The sequence below is a fragment of the Lacrimispora sp. genome (assembly GCF_032078915.1).
Taxonomy (GTDB): domain Bacteria; phylum Bacillota; class Clostridia; order Lachnospirales; family Lachnospiraceae; genus Lacrimispora.
This window is the reverse complement of the sequence record NZ_DAMAUN010000072.1, coordinates 1-20,705: the sequence shown is the minus strand read 5'-3', so window position 1 is coordinate 20,705 and position 20,705 is coordinate 1. Positions and strand designations below refer to the sequence as shown.

General features: G+C 44.9%; 20 protein-coding genes. All 20 read right to left on the bottom strand.

Annotation, left to right across the window (positions count from 1 at the left end; genetic code table 11):
* Positions 1-227: 227 nt before the first annotated feature.
* Positions 228-1,871 (bottom strand): extracellular solute-binding protein, encoded by a 1,644-nt coding sequence (locus RT269_RS22515; RefSeq protein WP_313185979.1) that lies wholly within the window; start codon positions 1,869-1,871, stop codon positions 228-230.
* A 75-nt stretch (positions 1,872-1,946) separates the two neighbouring features.
* Entirely contained in the window at positions 1,947-2,849 is a 903-nt protein-coding gene (locus RT269_RS22510) for a carbohydrate ABC transporter permease (protein ID WP_313185977.1), read from the bottom strand.
* A gap of 14 nt (positions 2,850-2,863) precedes the next feature.
* On the bottom strand, positions 2,864-3,826 hold the full coding sequence (locus RT269_RS22505; protein ID WP_313185975.1) for an ABC transporter permease: 963 nt from the start codon (positions 3,824-3,826) through the stop codon (positions 2,864-2,866).
* A 278-nt stretch (positions 3,827-4,104) separates the two neighbouring features.
* Entirely contained in the window at positions 4,105-4,884 is a 780-nt protein-coding gene (locus RT269_RS22500) for a response regulator (RefSeq protein ID WP_313185973.1), read from the bottom strand.
* Positions 4,881-6,599 (bottom strand): sensor histidine kinase, encoded by a 1,719-nt coding sequence (locus RT269_RS22495; protein ID WP_313185971.1) that lies wholly within the window; start codon positions 6,597-6,599, stop codon positions 4,881-4,883. The genes RT269_RS22500 and RT269_RS22495 overlap by 4 nt, the downstream gene beginning before the upstream one ends.
* A gap of 417 nt (positions 6,600-7,016) precedes the next feature.
* Complete coding sequence (locus RT269_RS22490; protein WP_313185969.1) at positions 7,017-7,817, bottom strand: EcsC family protein; 801 nt, start codon at positions 7,815-7,817, stop codon at positions 7,017-7,019.
* 120 nt (positions 7,818-7,937) lie between these two features.
* Positions 7,938-8,318, bottom strand: a complete 381-nt coding sequence (dhaM, locus tag RT269_RS22485) for a dihydroxyacetone kinase phosphoryl donor subunit DhaM (protein ID WP_025232732.1) — start codon at positions 8,316-8,318, stop codon at positions 7,938-7,940.
* 17 nt (positions 8,319-8,335) lie between these two features.
* Positions 8,336-8,962: a dihydroxyacetone kinase subunit DhaL gene (dhaL, locus tag RT269_RS22480; protein ID WP_313185967.1), complete on the bottom strand. Its 627-nt coding sequence runs from the start codon at positions 8,960-8,962 to the stop codon at positions 8,336-8,338.
* A gap of 74 nt (positions 8,963-9,036) precedes the next feature.
* On the bottom strand, positions 9,037-10,023 hold the full coding sequence (gene dhaK / locus RT269_RS22475; RefSeq protein WP_313185966.1) for a dihydroxyacetone kinase subunit DhaK: 987 nt from the start codon (positions 10,021-10,023) through the stop codon (positions 9,037-9,039).
* Positions 10,024-10,058: 35 nt separating this feature from the next.
* On the bottom strand, positions 10,059-10,262 hold the full coding sequence (locus tag RT269_RS22470) for a hypothetical protein (RefSeq protein WP_313185965.1): 204 nt from the start codon (positions 10,260-10,262) through the stop codon (positions 10,059-10,061).
* A gap of 59 nt (positions 10,263-10,321) precedes the next feature.
* Positions 10,322-10,681, bottom strand: a complete 360-nt coding sequence (locus tag RT269_RS22465; RefSeq protein WP_313185963.1) for a DUF1667 domain-containing protein — start codon at positions 10,679-10,681, stop codon at positions 10,322-10,324.
* 3 nt (positions 10,682-10,684) lie between these two features.
* Positions 10,685-11,950 carry an NAD(P)/FAD-dependent oxidoreductase gene (locus RT269_RS22460; protein ID WP_313185961.1) on the bottom strand — a complete coding sequence of 422 codons (1,266 nt, stop codon included), beginning with the start codon at positions 11,948-11,950 and terminating at the stop codon, positions 10,685-10,687.
* An 18-nt stretch (positions 11,951-11,968) separates the two neighbouring features.
* Positions 11,969-13,405 carry an NAD(P)/FAD-dependent oxidoreductase gene (locus tag RT269_RS22455; RefSeq protein ID WP_313185960.1) on the bottom strand — a complete coding sequence of 479 codons (1,437 nt, stop codon included), beginning with the start codon at positions 13,403-13,405 and terminating at the stop codon, positions 11,969-11,971.
* A 140-nt stretch (positions 13,406-13,545) separates the two neighbouring features.
* Positions 13,546-14,259, bottom strand: a complete 714-nt coding sequence (locus RT269_RS22450; protein ID WP_313185959.1) for an MIP/aquaporin family protein — start codon at positions 14,257-14,259, stop codon at positions 13,546-13,548.
* A gap of 66 nt (positions 14,260-14,325) precedes the next feature.
* Positions 14,326-15,822, bottom strand: a complete 1,497-nt coding sequence (gene glpK, locus RT269_RS22445) for a glycerol kinase GlpK (RefSeq protein ID WP_313185958.1) — start codon at positions 15,820-15,822, stop codon at positions 14,326-14,328.
* An 86-nt stretch (positions 15,823-15,908) separates the two neighbouring features.
* A complete protein-coding gene (locus RT269_RS22440) occupies positions 15,909-16,478 on the bottom strand; it encodes a glycerol-3-phosphate responsive antiterminator (protein WP_313185956.1) in 570 nt (189 codons plus the stop codon).
* Positions 16,479-16,772: 294 nt separating this feature from the next.
* Positions 16,773-17,429, bottom strand: a complete 657-nt coding sequence (locus RT269_RS22435; RefSeq protein WP_331664215.1) for a thioredoxin family protein — start codon at positions 17,427-17,429, stop codon at positions 16,773-16,775.
* 188 nt (positions 17,430-17,617) lie between these two features.
* Positions 17,618-18,802 (bottom strand): MalY/PatB family protein, encoded by a 1,185-nt coding sequence (locus RT269_RS22430; RefSeq protein WP_313185952.1) that lies wholly within the window; start codon positions 18,800-18,802, stop codon positions 17,618-17,620.
* Positions 18,792-19,847 carry a M20/M25/M40 family metallo-hydrolase gene (locus tag RT269_RS22425; protein ID WP_313185950.1) on the bottom strand — a complete coding sequence of 352 codons (1,056 nt, stop codon included), beginning with the start codon at positions 19,845-19,847 and terminating at the stop codon, positions 18,792-18,794. The genes RT269_RS22430 and RT269_RS22425 overlap by 11 nt, the downstream gene beginning before the upstream one ends.
* Before the next feature lie 13 nt (positions 19,848-19,860).
* Positions 19,861-20,705: aminopeptidase P family protein (locus tag RT269_RS22420; protein WP_313185949.1), on the bottom strand; the 845-nt coding region annotated here is incomplete at its 5' end.

Genomic DNA, 20,705 nt, shown 5'->3' with positions numbered 1-20,705 from the left:
TTCTTTTAGCCTTTTGTCCATCCGTTTAACGCGACTTCTTTAATGCAGGTGCATAGGTAAACCAGGTTCCACGGGGAATCCACTGTTCTCCCCAACGCCAGTTGTACGTAAGAATCTGAATCATATCCCCTATTCCTCCATTTCTGCAGAAAGGGGGCCGCTTCTGCATAGAATGAATATGCTTTCAAGTGTCCCCCTACCTTATGAACTATTGATCTGAGCCCGGTTTATTGCTGATCAGCGTACAGTTTCATCGCCTCACTTAATCTTGGAGTCATGAACTCAGCCAGGGAATCTACATGAATGGAATCCAGCCTGTTGATGAACTCCTGATAATTCCGTTCAAATTCTGCATCATCTGCAGAAAGAATCACTTTAACCTGCCCGGTTTTCACTTCATCCATCATCTTGTCATACAGCACCTTCCAATCCCCATCATTCACCTTGGGCGCTGCATAGGCATACCACGGTTCATTGATGTAGGATTCACGGATCAGATTGTTGGTTTCCTGGAAGCTCTCCGGCTCATTGGCGCAGCGGGATTCTGCTTCAAGAATTTTGGAACCGCCAAAATAGAACCATGGATTATAAATCGTGGAGTTGGTATTGTCCTCAACCGACTGTTTCCACTCTTTGCTGAATTCAGGAAAACCGGATGCATTTAAAGTATACTCCTTGCCTTCCCGTCCCCACTGGGTTAACTTCTGTCCTTCCTCTGAGAATAAAAACTGCATGAAACGGACGGATTCCTCCGGATGCTTGTTGTTCTTGGTGATAAAGGTAGCGGCCCATCCGATCTCAGTATTGATCAGCGGATAGTCAGAAAGCGGCTTCATCTCCCGAAGCTCTGCATCCGGCACTGTATCATAAATGGAGTTGTAAGAGCCGGGACCATATTGTGTGCTTCCTACGGTAGAAAATGCCTTTCCGCTGCAAATATCCGCACTTGCCTGAGCAGAGTTCCAGGCAAAGTTATCTGCGTTGAAGTATCCTTTCTGATACATATAATTACAATTCTTCAAGTAGTCCTTAAACTCGTCGGTCTTTGCCGCGATACGGCACTTGTCATCGGGTCCATCCATTATAAAATACTGTAAGGTGCAGCCGCTCCACTGTTTAAACGGATCCAGCCACCATGTCTCAGAAGAAAAATTCATAGGTGTTACACCTGGCCATTTTTCCTTTACCATGTCGTAAACCTTGTATAAGTCATCCAGCGTGTTGATCTGCGGATTATCCAGCTGCTCCAGCATATCATAGCGGTAGAGCAGGGTAGCCACCATGGGTACAGCCTTGGTTTTCTGCCAATCCTTATTGGTGGCTGTATGGGACAGAATAAAATAGTAATTTTCGTCAGGAGAATAACATTTTGCATTGGTAATCAATTCACCGGGAACTTCCCAATCCAAATTATATTTATCTATCAGCTCATTATAGGAATAACAAATATCCGGATCAGAAAGCGTGTCCATCATCTGGCTGGTAAAAATTAAGTCGGGGAGTTCTCCGGAAGATGCGAGTACACCCAACTGAGTATAATCTGTTGCCCGGACAGGCTTTAACTTAATGCCCGTACGTTTTGTGATTTCCTCCGGAATGATTCCCGTGAAATCCTCGATCGGGTACCATGTATGGTTTAAAAATACCGTGAGCTCCGTAGGATTCTCCGGATCCCCAATCATCCACTTGTTATCCCCGGTTACATTACCGTCATCCTTCCCCTGGCTGCCATTCTCACCTGTCATATTGGCTTTGCTTTCGTCCGTACGGTTGTTTTTGCTGTCCCTGCTGCTTACGCATCCGGTGAAACTGGCTGTTGTCATGAGGGCTGCCATGATCAACGCTGTTAGTTTGTAAACATTTTTTTTCATACCTACTCTCCTTCTCTTTTTTGATTTATTTGCACCGGCAGAATACCGGAAAAATCTTTTTTCCCCTGCACTTCTCTATGACTTTACTGCACCAACGGTAAGGCCGGTTACAAAATATCTCTGAAAGAAAGGATACACACAGAGAATGGGCAATACTGCTATCACCATAGCAGCCAGCTGAATGGATAATGTAGTGGTGGTTCTGACCCCTGCTGCCATAGCGGCATCAGCTGCCGTATTTTGCGTTGAAGACTGATTAATGATTGCAGTCATTAAGTATGCCATGGTACGGAGCCCTTTATTTGAAGTTGCAAAGAATGCGGAATCATACCAGTTGTTCCAATGCCCTACCGAAGTAAATATAGCAATTGTCGCCATGATCGGCTTTGACAGAGGCAGGATCAGACTTCTGAAAATCTTCAGTTCCCCTGCACCGTCCAATTTTGCCGATTCGGCAATTTCCTCAGGAATACCCTGGAAAAAGGAGGTTGCCACCAGAATATAAAACAGACTCAGGCAGCCAGGCACCACATAGACCCAGAACTTATTCAACAGATGCAGAGACCTTAGCAATATGTAATATGGAATTACACCTCCGGAGAAGTACATTGCAAAAATAAAAAAACTAAAATAAAATTTGCGGAATACTAAATCTTTATGGGATAATCCATAGGAAACAAACAAAGTAAATAATACCGTCAGGGTCGTTCCGATTACAGTTCTTCCAAACGTCACCAAAAACGCGTTTCCCCATACCGGGTCCTTGAAAAGGGAATTATAATTTTCAAAGGTCAGTTTTCTCGGCCAGAAATAAATACCGCCTTTCAAAGCGTCAATCCCTTCATTAAACGACATGATAACCGCAAGTAAAAACGGGTATAGACAGGAAAATACCACAAATACCATCACTACAACGATCGCCGCATCCAAAACCATATCCTGAACGCTCTTTTTCTTCTTTTTTCTTTCCGCCTTCATTCCTTAACCTCCTGTCAGAATAATCCGTCGCCGGATATTTTCTTTGATATAAAGTTGCTTGAATAAACCAGCATTACGGAAATAACAGATTGGAGCATTCCCACTGCAGTAGCATAGGAGTAGCGGCCCTGGGATAAGCCAATACGCATGACATAAGTCTGAATAATATCTGCAACCTCCCGATTGCCGGCGTTGCCCAGCAAATAGCTTTGTTCGAAGTTGGAGCCGCTTAAACCTCCTCCCAGCAGATTACCCAATGCAAGAATTAATACAACCGTCACCGTACCTGAAATACTTGGGAATGTAATGTACTTCATTTTCTGGATTCTTGTGGCACCGTCAATGGAAGCCGCTTCATACATGGTGGGATCAACCCCTGTGATCGCTGCCAGAAATATAATGGTCCACCATCCGGTATCCTTCCAGATCGCAGTCAAGATACACATCCCGTAAAAAAATTTGGGACTCGTCAGAAATTCCAAAGGAGTTGCTATGAGTCCCGCGCTTAAAAGAATGTCGTTAATAATTCCACTGTCAGATGCGATAATTCTCAACAGTCCGGCCACAATGACCCAGGAAATAAAGTATGGCAGATAGCTGATGGTCTGTATGAACTTCTTTGCACCCTCATGTCTTACTTCATTTAACATGATTGCAAATATAATCGGTATGGGGAAGCTGCAAATTAGTTTCAAAATACTTAACACCAGAGTATTTCTCATCAGTTCTACAAATTTATAGTCCGTAAAAAATTCCGTAAAATGTTTAAATCCCACCCACGGACTGGAAATCATACCGGCTATACCGCTGGTAATCTTATAATCTTTAAATCCTATCACTAATCCAAACATCGGAATGTAATTAAAAATCAGAATATAGACAATACCTGCCAGAACAAATATCTGCAGGGAACGCTGTTTCCAGAATTCACACCAGACACTTTTTCTATATTGCTTTGCCTTACTTTCTCCTTTCATTTCTTTCATCCTTTCTATATTTGATATCTTGATTATAAGTACCTGGGTTCTCAAAGTACACTGTCCGTTTCTTACATCCATTGTCATATGTTATTATTTTTGCACAACATATCTCATTTTTAGCTTTTATATATGTATACTTTTACATGCGCAATAACGTTTATGAGCAGCTTCCAGCAAACCCATAAGTCTTATTGTACAATCAGAACGAAAAAAGACGAATACCCGGATTTTTTCTTTAACCGGTATATTCGCCCATATGGGATAGATGATTGCTTCTATATTTCTTCGGCCGCAGCTTCCCTTTCTCCGTTTCTGATCTGTTGCGGTGTCAGCCCGACCTTCCCTTTGATCAGACGAAACAACTGCCGTTCCGTTTTGTATCCTACTCTGCCTGCTACATCCCGGACAGGTAAATTTTTATCATAAAGCAACAGATACAGGGTTTCCTTCAAACGCATCTCATTCACCAGATCCAGAAAAGTGATATTCCACTGTTTCTTAAACTGGCTGCATAAATAATTCTCACTTTTCCCGACATGCTCCGCCAGCATGGTCAGTGAAATGTCTTTTCCATAATTATCCCGGATAAAAGCAACACTTTTTTTCAACGTATACGGAATATTCTTCTCATCCACATGGCTGAAATAATCCTGATACTGCTTCAGCTGCTCCAGATCTTCATGGTTCTCCAGGCCCATAGCAATGGCACAGATATTCCTTCGCAGCTCTTCCTTATCCACAGGTTTTAACATATAATCCTTTACCCCGTAACGGATTGCGCCTTTGGCGTATTCAAATTTATCATATCCGGACAAAACCATAAAATGCTGACACAGATTTCTCTGCTGTACCTTTTCCAGCAGCTCCAAGCCGGACATTCCCGGCATTTCCACATCAGTAATTAAAACATCTGCAGAAAATACCTCCAATAACTCCAACGCTTGTTTTCCGGAGGTTGCGGTTTCTACCTGACACTCAATATCCGGAATCTTTTCAATACAGCTCTTCAGTCCCATTATAATCAGACGTTCATCATCCACGATCAGTATCTTCATTCCTCCAGCCTCCCTTTTAATCGTATCGTGACCAGACAACCCTGTTTTCTGCTCTCAAGCCGCAGGCCGCACTCCTCTCCGCACAGAAGCTGTACCCGTTCATGTACATTTAACAGACCGATGGAGCTCTTTTCCTTCTCCCTCTGGGTACCCTTGTGCAGACGTTGTTCTATTTTCCTTAATTTATCCGGTTCTATCCCGGAGCCATTATCCTCAATCTCGATATATACGAATTCATCCCTCCAGAAAACCCTGACTGATACCCAGAACTCCCTCTCCTCATGACGAAACCCATGCCTGAAACAGTTCTCAATTACCGGCTGCAGCATGCAGTAAGGACAGAGGATCTTACTGCAGGAAGGATCTGCATTCACCTCATAATGAAAATCATCCCGCATCCGATAGGAATACAGCTTTAAATAGTCTGTAATATGGGATACCTCTTCACCAACCGTAGCCTTCTCCTGATTCTTCGACACATTGTACCTGAGGATCCTCCCGAAAAGAGCAATCATCTGAGAAGCCTTTTCGTACTCTCCCATTTCAATAAGCATATCAATATTTTCCAGTGTATTATACAGAAAATGAGGCTGTATCTGGGACTGCATGGCATAATACTGGGCCTGGCCCACCAATCGTTCCTTCTGGTAAATTTCATCGATCAGCCTGTTCATTCTCTCTGCCGTGTCATTATACACACGTATCATGGTACCAATTTCATCCTGGCTGTCGTCAATCTTAAACGGTACCATCCGGTCTTTCTGCATCTGCGACATGTACCCTGTCAAATCTGTGATTCTCTTGGTAATGGAATAATAGAAAAGGTAATACACTACTGTAAAAAACGCCAAAATCAGAATCATTCCGATCAGCACTGAGATTAGATTATTGTTGGATAGAAGCTGAAAATTCCGATAGTAATAATCTATTTTTGCCCCCATCGGCTCCACCGTAATTGATACCTGGTTCTCCCTTCCTGGAATTTCTCCATCGTAAGGAGTCAGACATAGCTTTCCCTGTTCATCCTTACCGATGTTCCAGGTTGACCCATTTAATGTAAAGAGCATTGTTTCGCCATTTTCCGCAAATTCCAGAGATTGAAAAATAGTATCAAAGCTGCATGCAACGCACGAAAAACCGATTTTCTGATAATACCGGCTGTCATACAGTACCATATACATCCTGCACATGGTAACACCGCTTTTCTCATCTGTGTAAATGACGGTTTTCATACTTTTCATAGACATATTGTTCGTGTCTTTCAGCTCCTCCACATTCAGGCCATTCAAAACATATGCAGGATCATTCCATCTTTTCTCAAATCTTCTATAGATACAAATAGTTTGATAATCGGTATAGGTTGCCTTCATCTGCAAAAATACCGGCAACACGGTCTTCATGTATGTATAAGCACCATTTGCCGTAGAAAAATCCTCTGATTCCACATAGTGGAGCAAATCTGCATTGCTTTGAAAGGACCTGGTACAGAACACTACCTGGGATAGGTTATTTTCAATGGATTTCCTGCACTGATCCATGATGGCCGTCTTTCCCGTTACATACTGTTCTCTCATATGTACGCTGAAATTCCCAATATAAAAGGTTCCCAGAAGTATCATGGGAATAAAAATAATCAGAATATACAGAAATATCATCTTATGTACCAAGGCCATATCCCGAAATTTCTGTCCGAACTGCCGTAATTCCTTTTTCATAAGCTTCCCCCGAACTTATACCTTTGTATGAATTTATTCCAATTATAGACATTTCAATAGGAATAAGTCAATATGAAACAGATATGGTCCCTATTATTGTTATTTGAGAGTCTAGACCACCGATTGGTGAAATGAATCGTACCAAGTAGATATTAGGAGCAGCTGTTTTGCTGATCGGATCCGTATATCTGATTACCGTAAGGTTACATGCCAAAGGAAAAGCGGTCAGAATTTGAACGCTGGATTGAACAGAATCTAAAACCATTACCCTGTTATAAATCTTACTGGTTAATTACTAGAATTTATTTTGAAGTGGTTGTATCACAGATTATAGACCGGCTATGTTTTACCAGTTGCACATGAAAAAATACGCTATAGAAGAGATACAGCGAATACTGAATTTTGATATTAAATTGCTTAAAATTCATGCTTTTGTTTATTCATGTAATATCTCTTTTTATACTTCGCACCGGCAAATTTGCTGATTTTACGAATGATGCTATAATTTACAAAGCCACCCACCGCTCCTACCAATGGGATCCCCTGTATGAATTTTGCGGTTAATAACGACTCCGATAGTATTCCTGCTGTGGTTTTTATAAGTTCTTCCAAGTCAATTACCGGAATCATCTTATCATCGATGTCATCGCCTAATTTTTCAAGTTTTTGATTTAATTCTTTCTGCTGCTCCTGTTTCGTCATGGCAGTACCGATCAAAAGCAGGATATAAGCTTTTTCTTCCTCTGTTTCATAATGATATCCATAACTTAAAGCAATTTCATAAACAGATTTCATGACCAAAGATAAAAAAAGCGGAATATCTGGCAAGCCGATTCCTAATGCCCCCAAAACTCCTCCTTCTATTACAGAAATGGAAGAATTAAACATCTGGGACTGCTTGGAATGCCGGTCCAGACGTTTCAAATATTTTCTTTTGGTTACTTTGTCAATGGCATAATTATTTAGATCATATTCCAACTGTATCTTATCTTTATCATAAGTTTTCTCTATATAAATAGATCCTTTTTCAAAAACCAGCCGGAAGCCTTTATAGAATGCCGTCTCCAGGGCGGTTTTCAGTTTGTTTGGAATATAACTTTGAATTTTATCAGCAACAGGCTCTATGGAAGCTTTTAATAAAGGGTTTTCCTTTTTATTAAGCAATTTATTTTCTTCTTTTTTTATCTGCTTCACCTGCTTATCGAATTGACGTCTCATATATGTCAGTCTCCCCTTTCAGTGAGTCTTTGGTTTTCGATTGCTTTATCCAACATTGATCATACAAAAGAGCTATGTTACCATTTTTTACGGTGGTTCATAGCTCTCTCATCCCCATAGTTAAAACTTCCTGGTCCCTCCTACTTTCGCAAGATCTCCCTTAATCGTTTCAAAATCCATTCCTGCAGCCGCATCTATGGAGGCTACAACCGCGCCCTCCACTAATGGGCAATCTACCATTTCCACCTTTTTGTCCTCCAGCATTTCGATTACCATCTCAGTGGTCATGACGGCACTGCCCATATCCATGAGCACCAACACTCCGTCGTCGGTATAAACAGATTCAATCGCTGCCTGGATCTTCTCAAAGCTGGTGCCAAAGCTTCCGTCTTCGAGCCCGCCAGCCGGGGCAATCTGCGCATTGGACGCCATGATTTTTGTCAGTTCCACAACACTTTTTGCCAGCGAATCACTATGAGATACGATGACTAATCCAACCATTAATGATACACCTCCCTTCAGCCTGCCACTTTTGAAATTACTTCCAGCATAAAAGAATAAGACGTCGCCCCCGGGTCCTGATGCCCCAGGCCCCGTTCACCTACATAACTGGCCCGGCCTTTGGTGGCAACCAGATCCTTCGTATGCTCCACTCCGGACCATGCTGCTTTGACTCCTGCCTTAAGAACTTCCTCCGCCGTTTTCCCTTCCTGGGCAGCCTGATCCATGGCCTGATAGGACGGCACCATGGCATCCAGCATGGTCGCCTCTTCCGCCACTGCCTTACCACGCTGTTCTACTGCTTCGATGGCAGTCTTTATGACCGTCAGAAAATCGGTGATGTCCACATCTTCCTTTCCAGCCATGGCCTGTCCAGCCTTCATGAAAGCAGATCCGTATAGCGGGCCAGAAGCCCCGCCGACAGTAGAAACAAGCGTCATACCTACTGTCTTTAATATGGTCCCGATATCCTTGCCTTCCAAACCGGTTAGCTTTTCATTTACCGCAGCAAAACCACGGGCCAGGTTAATACCGTGATCACTGTCTCCAATCGGCTGGTCCAGTTCCGTAAGATAATCCTTTTGCTCTTCCATTTTTAAACTGATCGCTTTCATGATCTCTAATACCTTTTTACTGTCTGCCATGGCAATCCACCTTTCTGATCCATATTTACATTGATAAAGTCCCCGCAATAAGCGGGGACTGAAAAAATATCCCTTTAATTCCAAGCAGGCGTATCTGCTTTGGCATCCAAAAGCTGCTTCATTTCATCATCCAGGCGAAGAAGGGAGATTGAGAAGCCCTGCATCTCGATGGAGGTCATATATTCTCCGACAAAGGTTTTATGTATCCGTATACCTTTTTCTGCCAGAACATCAGAAACCCGATTGTTAATGATATAAAGCTCCATGAGCGGTGTTCCGCCGGCGCCATTAATCATAACTGCTACTTCGCTGCCTGCATAATCGATATCTTCGAGAATCTGGCTCAGCAGCATATCAACAATCTCATCCGCCTTCTTAACCGGCTCCCTATGGGTTCCCGGCTCTCCGTGGATACCGATTCCGATTTCCATCTCATCATCGGAAAGGGTAAATCCCGGTTTCCCCGCTGCCGGTACCGTACAAGGTTCAATCGCTGCTCCCATCGTTCTTACATTATCAATTACTTTTTGCGCCGTTGCCTGCACTTTATCAAGATCTGCACCAGTCTCTGCCATAGCACCTGCTATTTTATGCACAAAGACTGTCCCTGCCACTCCTCTGCGGCCGATCGTATAAAGACTGTCCTTTACTGCCACATCATCATTCGTGACAACATGCTTCACGGCAATGCCTTCCATCTCCGCCATCTCTGCGGCCATCTCAAAGTTCATGACATCACCGGTATAATTCTTAACGATCATAAGCACACCAGCATCCGTAGCGACCGCCTTAATGCCCTCATAGATCTGATCCGGAGTCGGGGAGGTAAAGACCGGACCTGCAACTGCTGCATCCAGCATTCCGGTTCCGACAAAACCTCCATGGGCCGGTTCATGCCCGCTTCCGCCGCCGCTGATTAAAGCCACCTTACCCTCTTTCTTCTCGGCCCGCACAACAACATTACCGCAATCCAGCTTTTTCAAATGCCGGGGATAAGCCTTCACCATCCCTAAAATCATCTGTTCTTCCACCAATACCGTATCGTTGATAAATTTTTTCATTGAGAACCCCCTTGTCCATTCATTATATTATGAATTTATTCATCTTCGCCCAAACAATTCATATCATTTAAGCCGCAAGTTGTATCCTCTTCTTCATCCTCTACGCAGTTCATATCATTGATACCGCAGGTTGTATCGTCTTCTTCTCCAAGACAATTCATGTCATTCAAACCGCAGGTCGTATCTTCATCTTCGGTTACTCCGTTCATATTGTTGATATCCATTTTCTTAATCTTCATAGAAAGTCCTCCTTCGACTAATCATTTACAGCAGCACAGAGCCTCAAATAGGCCCACTGTCATCTACATTCTTTTGTCGCTACAATATCTACTCCTGTTCCTGCCACATCAGGCAGAATCACATCGCCGATCCGGACAGGCGCTTTCACCGTGATACCTTTGAGTGCTTTTACACATTCAAAGATTTTATCTTTGGGGATATCCTCTCTGGTCTTTACCGATACCATGTCGGATTTTCCGCCTTCCACCTTCACGGTGGATGTGACGATCCTTGTGGGATTGGTAACTTCCTTTCGGCCATATACCTCACCTCGCTTACAGGTATATCCTGTAATGTTCACGATTTCCCCGCCTTCCAGTTCCACGGTAAGAGGACAGCCCATAGGACAGCTGATACAGATAAGTTCTCTTTTTTCCATGACCTATGCCTCCTCTATCCTTATTGTAATCCTGTCAACATCCGGATGCAACAGTAACTTTTCTTTTTCCAGCTTTATTTCTTCCATTTCTCCCGGTGCCATCACCATCCGTTTCCGATGCAATACCCTCTCGTTATTAAAGTATACACCGATATAGCAGTTTTTATAAACATTTCCAACCCGGAACCGGACAATTTGAGTTGCCTCCATACGTTCTGGGTTAATCGTGCTTGGAACCGTATAACGGACCCCATCAGTTCCCACAAGACTGATTTCCCGGCCGTCCGTTTTTTGCGTCCCGTTTTTCACATATATTGAAGCATTCTTTCCGGCAGCAGCAGCTTCTTCTGAAACAAAATCCACCAGATCATGTACATGAAGCACGTTTCCGCAGGCAAAGACTCCTTCCACATTTGTTTCCAGACTTTCATTTACAATCGGGCCTGATGTGACCGGATTCAAAGCCACTCCCATGGCTCCGGATAGTTCATTTTCCGGTATCAGTCCGACCGATAAAAGCAAGGTGTCACAGGAATATTCCTCCTCTGTTCCGGCAATTGGTTTTCCCCTGTCATCCACTGCCGCCAGAGTAATACCCTCCAGCCGTTCCTTGCCTCTGATCTCGACTACTGTGTGGCTCAATTTAAGCGGAATTCCATAATCATCCAGGCACTGGACAATATTCCTTTTAAGCCCTCCGGAATATGGCATGATTTCAGCCACCACCTTAACCTTGGCTCCTTCCAGGGTCAGTCGTCTGGCCATAATCAGTCCAATATCACCGGATCCAAGAATCACTACCTCGCGCCCGGGCATGTAGCCTTCCATATTTACCAGGCGCTGTGCTGTACCGGCTGAAAAAATACCTGCCGGCCGGTATCCAGGTATATTGAGCGCTCCCCGGGAACGTTCTCTGCATCCCATCGCCAGGATGACCGCCTTGGCCTGGATATCAAACAGTCCATCCTCCCTGTTCATTGCCGTAACCACCTTGTCAGGGCTGATTTCCATAACCATTGTATTAAGAACATATTCAATCTTATGTTTTTCCACTTGTTCCGTGAAACGAGCCGCGTATTCCGGTCCTGTCAATTCTTCCTTAAATGTATGCAGTCCAAAACCGTTATGAATACACTGATTTAATATCCCTCCGAGCTCCTTATCCCTTTCCAGGATCAATATGCTTTCAGAGCCGTTATCCCGGGCAGCAATCGCCGCAGCAAGGCCAGCAGGACCGCCGCCAATTATCACAATATCATATTCTTTCATCCGAAGCGCGCCCCCTTTTTATATTCTGTCCTTGTTATATCCGGCTAACAGCTGTGAATTCCCGCCGGATTTCGTTATTTCTGTCATGGGAATGCCAAGTTCCCGGTGCAGAATCTCCATTGTTTTAGGCATGCAAAAACCCGCCTGACAGCGTCCTGCTCCAGCCCTGGTCCGGCGTTTGATGCCATCTAAGGTACGGGCGCCCAAAGGCCGGTGAATGGCGTCTAAAAGCTCCCCTTCCGTTACCATCTCGCAGCGGCAGATAATATTGCCATATGCCGGTTCTTTCTCAATCAGAGCTGCTTTCTCCTCTTTTGACAAAGTATCCAGATCAATATTTCCTTTGCGGGTTCCGTTAAAATCAGGATTTACGTTCAAATCCAGCTTTTCCCGTAAAATTTCTGCTACCATTCTGCCGATTGCCGGACTGCTTGTAAGACCCGGCGATTCAATGCCTGCACAGTCCACAAAACCCGGTGCATCTTCCAGCTCCCGGATAATAAATTCATGATGGTCTTCATGGGCCCTTAAGCCCGCAAAAGAGGTGATCACTTGTCTCATCGGCAGATTCTTCACGTTCAGACATGCCTTTGAAAGTTCATCAAGGCCCTCCCTGGTGGTCTCCGTGCCTTCCTTATTCTCTATATCAACAGCGGTTGGGCCAACCATAAGATTTCCATGAACCGTAGGAGTTACCAGTACCCCCTTGCCATATTTACTAGGCAGTGCAAAAATTGTCCGTTTCACATGCTTTCCTGCGTTTTTGTCCAATAAAAAGTAATCGCCGCGCCGGGGAGTGATATGGATCTTTGATTCACTGACCATATTATGAAAGCGGTCTGCATAAACTCCGGCCGCGTTCACCACATACCGGGTCTCATACACGCCTTTGCTTGTTTCCAGCTTCCAGCCACCCTCGATCTGCTGTATACGCTCTACCTCGGTATCAAACTTAAAATCAATGCCATTGGTATAAGCATTTTCTGCCAATGCAATATTTAAATGAAAGGGACATACAATCCCCGCTGTCGGAGCAGATAAAACTGCAATCACCTCATCTGCCAGGTTCGGCTCCATTTCCCTGATTCTTGCCTGGTCTGTAATGATTTCTAAATCCTTTACACCATTTTTAACGCCCCGGTCATAAAGGGCCTGCAGATTCGGCAGCGATGCTTCATCCAGGCATACAACCAAAGACCCGCACTGCTCAAAAGGAATATCAAGCTCCTTAGAAAGCTCTGGCATCATTTGATTTCCTTCTACATTCAGTCTGGCCATCAAGGATCCTTCTGCCGCATCATAGCCGGCATGGATGATGGCACTGTTGGCCTTGGTTGTACCACAGCACACATCCTCTTCTTTTTCCAGAACACAAGCCTTCACCTTATATCGGGAAAGTTCACGTGCGACGGCACTGCCAGACACACCTGCTCCAATTATAATTACGTCATACATACTTTTGTGTCCTCCCTTTCAGATATTGCCAAAAGCGGCACAAACAAGACGTGTTTCCACGCCTATTTGCGCCGCTCCATTCTCCCGCAATCCATATATAATATATTATCAATCAGGATGGCTATATGATTAACTCAATATTATGCCCAGGGAATTGCCTGATACAGCAGTACCGCAGCAATCGCACCAATGATAGGACCGACAATAACAACTGGTGCATATCCCCAATTAGAATCGCCTTTGTCTTTAATCGGAAGAACACTGTGGGCAATACGCGGACCAAGGTCACGAGCCGGATTAATCGCATATCCGGTCAGTCCGCCAAGAGACATACCAACAGAAACGATAATACCAAATACCAGGAACTTATCCAGACCGGTAGCAATGCCGCCAACCTGTGCAATACCCTTAATACTAAACATAAGTACGAATGTGCCGATAGCTTCACTTAAAATATTGCGTCCCATATTGGGAATGGCAGGTCCTGTTGCAAATACACCCAGCTTGGTAGCTGCAGATTCCGTTGCATCAAATTGATCCTTGAAGAGAAGATAAACAAGAACCGCCCCACAAAATGCACCGGCAAACTGAGCCACTAAGTAACCGGGAACCAGACCCCAGGCCATGCTTCCATCCAGAGCTAAGGCAATTGTTATTGCAGGATTAAACTGAGCACCAGAAGCTGCGCCGAAGATAAAGGCCGGAATTAAAACAGCAAGACCCCATGCAAAGGTAATTTGGATTGAACCAGCACCTTTCATACCAGACTTGTTTAATGTTACGTTTGCTACAACGCCATCGCCTAAAAGAATCAGAATCATGGTTCCGATAAATTCTGCTATATATGGCAACATAATGTATCCCCCTTATTCATTTTTGCAAATCTCTCAATAGTTACAAAAATAGTTTTAGTCTTCGTTTCACTCTTCCTTTGACCAGCCAAAAGAATACTTAACGGCTTTATTCCAGCCATTTATCATTGTATTCCTCTTATCCTCTGAGATTTCCGGAGTAAAGGTTCTATCAATTGCCCAGTTCTTAATTACCTCTTCCTTATTTGCCCAGTAGCCAACTGCAAGCCCTGCCAGATATGCAGCTCCCATCGCAGTCGTCTCGACACACTGAGGACGGTTAACCGGTGCATCAATGATATCCGCCTGCGTCTGCATCAGATAATTGTTGGCACTTGCGCCTCCATCTACCTTAAGAGCAGCCAGCTGAATGCCGGAATCAGCTCTCATCGCCTGCAGAACATCATTCACCTGGTAGCAGAGGGAATCCAGAGTTGCCCGGATAATATGATATTTGTTTACACCACGGGTAATTCCGACTAAAGTACCTCTGGCATACTGATCCCAATGAGGTGCACCAAGACCTGTAAACGCCGGAACCACATAACAGCCATTGGTATCCTTAACCTTCTTTGCCATATACTCGGAATCCTGTGCAGAATCGATCAGCTTTAATTCATCCCGCAGCCATTGAATCGCAGCACCCGCCACAAAGATTGAACCTTCCAGTGCATAATTTACTTTGCCATCCAATCCCCATGCAATCGTTGTTACGAGACCATTCTTAGAGAATACCGGCTTCTCACCGGTGTTCATCAGCATAAAGCATCCGGTTCCATATGTATTCTTAGCCTCACCGGCATTAAAGCAAGTCTGGCCAAACAGTGCGGCCTGCTGATCGCCTGCGGCGCCGCCGATCGGAATGATGCCGCCGAAAAACTGCGGATCACTTTCCCCATATACGCAGCTCGATGGCTTAGCTTCCGGAAGCATTGATTTCGGGATATTAAGCTCTGCCAGAATTTCATCATCCCATGTTAACGTATTGATGTTAAACATCATGGTACGGGAAGCATTGGAATAATCCGTTACATGAACCTTACCCTTTGTCAGTTTCCAGATCAGCCAGGTCTCTACCGTACCAAACAGTAATTCACCCTTTTCTGCACGTTCCCGGGCTCCTTCTACGTTGTCAAGGATCCATTTTAACTTTGTTCCTGAAAAATACGCATCAATTACCAAACCTGTTTTCGCCCGGAAGGAGTCAACCAAGCCTTTTTCTTTCAAAGAGTCACAGTATTCGGCGGTTCTCCGGCACTGCCATACAATCGCATGATATACGGGCTCCCCAGTCTCCTTATCCCATACAATTGTTGTTTCACGCTGATTTGTGATACCGATAGCTGCGATATCCTCTGCGCGTGCACCGATCATTGATACAGCCTCAACCGCAACCCCCAGCTGTGTTGACCAGATTTCATTTGCATCATGCTCCACCCAGCCTGGTTTTGGAAAATACTGTGTGAATTCCTTTTGTGCCACACTGCACATCTCACCCTTTTCGTTAAAAAGGATACATCTGTTACTTGTCGTACCCGCGTCCAATGCCATTACATACTTCGCCATAAAAACCCTCCTTCTTAGTCGTTGATCCCATTCTCCAGTGTCATTTATACTCAACTGCTTTCCTGCAAAAACAGCTCAGTTCGTTTTTACATTTTCCATACCATCGGATTGGTTGTTGATACGGATATCGCACCTGCGGCGAGAGCCTCCATCACATCCTCTTTATCCGATATCAGTCCTCCGGCTATCACCGGCACCTTGACCAGACTGCATACCCTCTTAATTACCTTTGGCATCAGACCGGGCAATATTTCAATGATATCCGGCCTGGCTACATTCATCAGCCTATCTATATTTTCAAAAGCCATAGAATCCAGGACAAATATTCTTAATGTCGAAAATAATGATAATTCTCTGGCTCGTTTAATCAGTGCTGGTTTCGTTGAGATAATGCCGTCCGCTTTCGTATTATTCTTAATGAAATCAACTGCAATTTCTCTTCCGCTTAAACCTGTAATCAGGTCAATATGTACCATAGCTACTTTATCCGCATCTTTGATCTGCTTAACAATGGAACTTAAATTGCAGATATCTCCGAACAGGATAAATACCACCCGGATCTCCTCCATGCTACAGCAGTCGGCAAGACCTTTCATATCCTTTACCGCCGCGATAACCGGATTGCTCTCAAACAAGTCGTAATATTTCTGGTCCATTGGAGCTCCTCTCTTTTTTGCATCGATATCCTTTTTGACATCTGGCCGCAAAAGCCTGCCAGTAATCATCCTAAACGGAAAAAAGAGCATAGTTTAGAATCAACATTTCTGTTGCTCTGCTATGCTCTCATCATCTCCGCATGATTATTACCTTGAACTCAATATAGCACATTGTATATACTCTTTCAATAGTTCAAATTTTTTTCTACAAAATCAAACAGTTTATCGGCATCTCACTCTATATTTTTGTGCAACTTGTATATTATTTTAATTTTTTTCTTTTATTTTTAGTTATTATTTTAACAATGTGACAATTTCCTCTATCGTTTTGTTCCCCATATGGATTTCTTTATCATTGAATATGATCATTGGCACACGCTCTATACTATACTTGGCGACCAAATCCGTATAGAGTGCCGCATCGATCATTTCCGCCTCGATATCCGGATTTAAAATGGCAATCTGCTGACAGGCCGTCACTACCCCGGGACAATGATGACATGACAAGGACACACATATCTTTATATTGGTTTTTGATTTGAGCTTTAAAATCTTTTTTCGCAGGCCGCCCGGTACCTTTTGCCCCGGACCTGCAAGATTATATATAGCCAATACAAAAGAATTGATTTCTTTCCCACCCGGAATTCCGTGAAAAGCACAGCGGCCATAGCTTCCCGCCTTGTAAAGACCGGTAACCGGCAGAAAAGCCGTATCCAGCTCCGGAACCTGATCCCCCTCCTCCGGGGAGTAAAGCTCCAGGCTTAGCATTTCACTGAGAGAGACAATCATTTTCAAAAATGAAGCCATCTGCAGATCTTTCTCCCGTGATATATCCACCACCGCTTTGATCGTCACCGGGTCTTTCATCTTTTTTAATACATCAGACAGCTGTACTTTCAGCTCCTGATCAATCAGATCACTTTCCGCCGATATTGTTGTAATATCAAGCATAACAGGCACCTCCTCATATGTTGTCAGTTACTATACCTCATCAAATGAGATATAATCATGAATATTCTTCTGTAATTATTTTATCGAAAAAAATGCAGACTATCAATAGTAATTTATTAATTTGTCTCACAACAAATATTATTGGTAAAAAAAGACGCCGCATTTTTTACAAAATGAGCGTCTTTCTATCATTCTATCAGCGAAAGCTTATCCATAGCTCTCTTCATCCTCTCAAGACCTTCCATCACCTTTCCCCGGGGACACCCCAGATTCATCCGCAGGTAATTCTCATCCCCATAAGCCTTTCCCGGCATGATTCCGACCTTTCCCACATGAACAAGCGCATTCTGTATGGCACTGCTGTCCGCGCCCACTCTGCTCATATCTATCCACGCCAGATAAGTGGCTTCCGGTATGCGAAATTCCACTCCGGTATCCGCCAGTTCCTTTTCCACAAACATGGACAATTCCAGCATATTCCCCCTGATATAGGTGCATAGCTGGTCTGCATAATCCATACATTCCCCATAGCCAGTCATTATGGCGTGCATCCCCATAAGGCTTACGGAGTTGAGAAAATCCCTGTTGCGCATCCGGGAAATAAACAGATCGCGGACCCCTTCATCGGGAAGTACACAGTAAGAGCCTATAAGGCCGGGCGTGTTAAAGGTCTTGCTGGCGGAGCTGACCAGATACAGCCGGTCGTATTGATTCCCATATTTAAGAATCGGGCAATGCTTCCGGTCTGTCAAAATCACATCCGAGTGTATCTCATCAGAAATGATTGCAACCTGATGCTTTCTGCACAATTCCACCATCCGGTCCATTTCAGCCATAGTCCAGACCCTGCCTGTAGGGTTGTGAGGGGAACAGAGCAGGAAAATCCGGCACTCCTTAACCAGGTTCTCAAACCGGTCAAAATCGATTTCATATCTGCCGTTTTCCGGCACAAGCCGCAGAGGGACCATCTCCCGGTTATTGTCCTTAACAACGTGATAAAAGGCATCATACATGGGTTCAAACACCAGCACCCTGTCATGCTCACGGCTCAGCAGACGAAAGAGCACTGCAATGGAATACAGCACTGACGGGCTGTAGACTACCCAATCCGGGCTGACCAAGACCTTATGGCGGTCAACAAAGTATCCTGCCACAGCACCTTTAAATGCTTCATGGTTCCACCGGCTGTAGCCATAGATTCCGTGTTCCACCACTTCCATAAGCTTTTTCCTGATTGGCCAGGGCGCCATGAAATCCGTATCGGAAATGGAAAAGGGGAGCAAATCCTCCTCTCCGAACCGGTCTTTTATATAATCCCACTGGGTACAATATGTTCCCCGTCTGTCAATCAACTGATCAAAATTATACTTCATACACTTCCGCCTCAAATCCGATCTGCCTGCAGACCTCTTTATCCAGCTTCATCAGCAGACACTCCAGCAAATCCACCATCTGCTCCATATCCCGGTAGCATGCGATGGAATAGGGAGAATGCCCATAGCGCGTTGGAATGCCCAGCACCACGGCAGGATGACCCGTTCCGTCCTGATGAAGCACACCGCCGTCCGTTCCTCCGTTTAAGAACATATCGTCCTGCACATGGATATCCAGCTCCTTTGCACAACGGCGTACCAGCTCCACCATGGCGCGGTTGCTTACAACCGTTTTGTCATAGTGAACAATCATGGGCCCCTTTCCAATCTGCCGGTTATTGGTGTGGTCACGCACAAACTCGCTGCCGTTGCAGGCCGCATCCAATACAATACAGATATCCGGAAGCACAACTCTTGCTGCTGTTTTTGCGCCTCTCGTACCCACTTCCTCGGAACTGGTAAATGCATAGCTGATTCGGTTCGGATGAGCCTTCCCATCCATCCGTTTCATCAGCTCTCCCATCACCCAGCAGCCCGCCCGGTCATCAAGGGCCCTGGCGGCAAAACGGCCATTTTCATATTCCCGGAAAACGGAAGAGAAAGTAACCATGTCTCCAGGCTGCACTCCAAGGTCCATGATCTCCTCTAAACTGTCCTGCCCCAGATCCACATAAAGGCCTGCTGCCTCTTTCTTATCCTCGTCATATGCTGCATTTAATATCCCTTTATACTCCCTGCCGCCGGCAGTTGTGACCGTCACCTCCTGCATGAATTTAGAAAAGGTCCGCACATTTCCCACGGGCAGCACCATCACCATCCCCTGGCTGGAAATGGACCGCACCAGAAACCCCACTTCGTCCATATGGGCGGCTAAAAGGACCGACGGACCTTCTCCCCTCTGGGTGAAAATGATGCTGCCAAGACCGTCATAAGCCAATTCCTGGGCATAGGGCATGAAATTTTTCCGCAGAACATTCCTAACCTTGTGTTCATTGGATGCCACTGCCCCAGCCTCACATAATTCTTTTAAAAATTCTTTATCCATATAACCAGACTCCTTATCCCACAACAGTCAGTTCCCTGGGCGAGGATGTGAGCAGGCGGCAGCCCTCTTCCGTAACCAGCACATCATCCTCAATGCGCACGCCGCCAAGCCCTTCTAAATAGATTCCAGGTTCCACAGTCATGACCATTCCTGGCACCAGCACACGTTCGTCTCCAGGTGCGAAATCAGGCAGTTCATGGCAGGCGATCCCCAAACCGTGTCCCAGATTATGGGAAAATGCCGGGCCATATCCGGCTTTCTCAATCACGTCTCTGGCAGCCCGGTCGATATCGCTGCATTTTTTCCCCGGACCAATGACACTTATAGCCGTCTCCTGAACTTTTTTCACGGTCTCATATACCTGACGCATGTTAAGATCAACCCGCTGCACCGCAATTGTCCGGGTGATATCAGAACAGTATTCTCCCACCCGGACGCCGAAATCCATGGTAACAAAATCCCCGGCTTCAATGATCTTATGGCTTGCCTTGGCGTGGGGCATAGCACCATTTATACCGCTGGCAACAATTACATCAAAGGACTCTTTCTGTGCTCCCAGCTCTTTCATATAATAAATCAGGCGGTTCTCCACCTGTTTTTCCGTCATTCCTGCTTTGATCTGACCGAGGATATAGGAATATCCCCGGTCAGCAATCTCACAGGCCCTGCTAATACAGGAAATCTCATTTTCCGTCTTTACCATGCGAATGGAATCCGGTGACACGGGCACAAGCTCTGTCATCAGTCCCGCTTTCAGTTTCTGGTATTGGGCAAAAGAGACGGCCTCCGCCTCAAAGCCCAGTCTTGTGACAGACTCTTCCTCCGCAATTCGGTTTATGTGCTCCATATACCCGCAGT